Here is a 2,007-nt window from a genome sequence, read left to right on the forward strand (position 1 = left end):
AGATTTTTGTTGGCGATTCCATATCTCCCTTCGAGCAGGTCGAGCCCTTCTATATAATACTTTTCAATTTGTTTGCCCTGATAACTGATCGAACCATTTGTGCTAACCTCGAAACCAGGTAGTTTATTTATGATATCGCCTATCGACTTGTCATTTTCTTTTGCAAATACCCCAACATTATAAACAAGGGTATCTTTTTTTAAGAATGTATGTTGTGCTTTTATCATTACCTCAGATAAATCGTGCTGCTTTGGTTTCAATTGCAAATCAACAGCCTGACTTTTATTAGCAATATAGACGCTAGCATCGGCATAATTTATCGAGCTGGCAGTAATATTAATCGAATCGAGCGATGTTTTTAGTTTGATAAGAAAACTTCCATCGGGTTGAGAAATGGCAAAAGCAATTATTGCATTCTTATTCCCGGGCTTATGTGCCAATACGCTAATGCCACCAACTGTTTTTTTATTGTGGTATAAGTTACCGCTAATTGTTTTTTGTGCGAGCAGATGAAAAGGTTGTAGCAGTAGAATAAAGATTAGTATGTTTCTCAATTTATTGCAGTTCTATAGGGTTGTTCTCGCTAAGTATGCTTTTAGTTATCTTTCTTACTTTTTCAGGATCGTTTTTAATCCAAGCTTTTGCTTTTTCAATCATGCCCAATTGATAGTTTCGCATGGCTTTTTTGAGTTGCTTTGGAGTCATGTTTATCGATTTCTTGTTTTCTTCTATTAGTGGAAATTTTATTTTTTGCATACTCTCTAATTCGAATACATGACTCTGCTGATCATCGCTAATTTTCACAATGATTCCTGGTAAGCCTGAAAATTTGTAAGGACCATAGGGCATTGCAATATCAGGGGTGTACCATGCCGTATATTCGCGTCCTCCAAATTTAGTATAAGCTACCTTACAAAAGTAGCCTGCAATGCTATCAGTTTTTTCTCCAAGTGTCCAATCCATACTCACTGTTTCTTCAGCTTCCCACAAACCTTTGGTATTAGGATATAGAATTGTTGTGTTTTGATTGGTATAATTCTTTAGAATATGATATTTGGGTCCACCCGGTGTGTATTGGGTGAAGCTAGCGTTAACTTGTTCGTGTGAAACAAGGCCTTTGGTACTTAAATATCGCATAGAGTCGATATAATAACCGTATTCATTTCTGAAGTTTGTGTATTTGCTGCCAATAAGTAGAAGCATGGATGCTTTTTTTTTCGATTCAATATTCAATGAATCTTTTACATGCTGGTAACTATAAAGACATTTGTAATTTATTGTATCTAAAACTTTAAATGCACTATCATCGCTATCTGCAACTTTAACTTTGTTTTGTGCCTGAGTAGTAACTAAGGCTAGGAGAAGGAGTAAGCTGAAAAATAATAGATGTTTCATATGTTTTGAATTTTTATGTTTTGTCCTTGTTTCCTCGAAAGATATTTTAGTAGTTTGAGTTTACAAAGCATAGTTGTTTAATTTGAAGGTTGAATTATGTAAAACCACTAACACTGTGCGTCAGTGAGATTATTTTTATTAAGTCTAATAACATGTGTTAAGTAGGCTTTATTATTACTTTTCTTTCTTTTCAGTAATTCTTGTTCTAAATAAGCCTGTTTTTAAAATGGCTAATTTTACATCGAAATATGATTATGATTTCTAAGTATATTGTTTTATCCGTCGTTTCTCTTTTCTATTTTGTTCCAAATACGACTCACGATTAGGGTCTTGATCTCATTTTGATAGTAGAGGTAGAGAAAAATGAAGGAATGGGAAAACTTCCTTTATTGTTGAGAAATATTGCTTAGTTATTCTGCATCTTAACCCGATCTCCCAAACTTAAACCTTCGGTTATCTCTATTCTTAGGCCATCGGGAAGACTTGTTTTCACTAGGTGTTTGCTCTTAAAATGAAAATGAATAATTCAACTGAATTTGTGAGGGACGTAGTTCGTAGTAATTGTTGACTATTGAGTATTCATCAACGAAATAATTCGAATAAGTTGATTTG

Annotated in this window: 2 protein-coding genes; both read right to left on the bottom strand. The window is 33.9% G+C overall.

The window, feature by feature from the left end; all coding sequences use genetic code 11:
* Positions 1 to 554, bottom strand: a 554-nt coding sequence (locus tag ABY905_RS16895) for a hypothetical protein (protein ID WP_372646010.1), incomplete at its 3' end; no start/stop codon positions are given.
* A gap of 1 nt (position 555) precedes the next feature.
* Positions 556 to 1,395, bottom strand: coding sequence for a GLPGLI family protein (locus ABY905_RS16900; RefSeq protein ID WP_372646012.1), 840 nt, complete (start codon positions 1,393 to 1,395; stop codon positions 556 to 558).
* Positions 1,396 to 2,007 lie beyond the last annotated feature (612 nt).

It is taken from the genome of Ancylomarina sp. (assembly GCF_041555295.1).
Taxonomy (GTDB): Bacteria; Bacteroidota; Bacteroidia; order Bacteroidales; family Marinifilaceae; genus Ancylomarina.

Bases quoted from the DNA above. Each gene is read 5' to 3' on its own strand.
- ABY905_RS16900 (WP_372646012.1), bottom strand. From the start codon at position 1,395: ATGAAACATCTATTATTTTTCAGCTTACTCCTTCTCCTAGCCTTAGTT.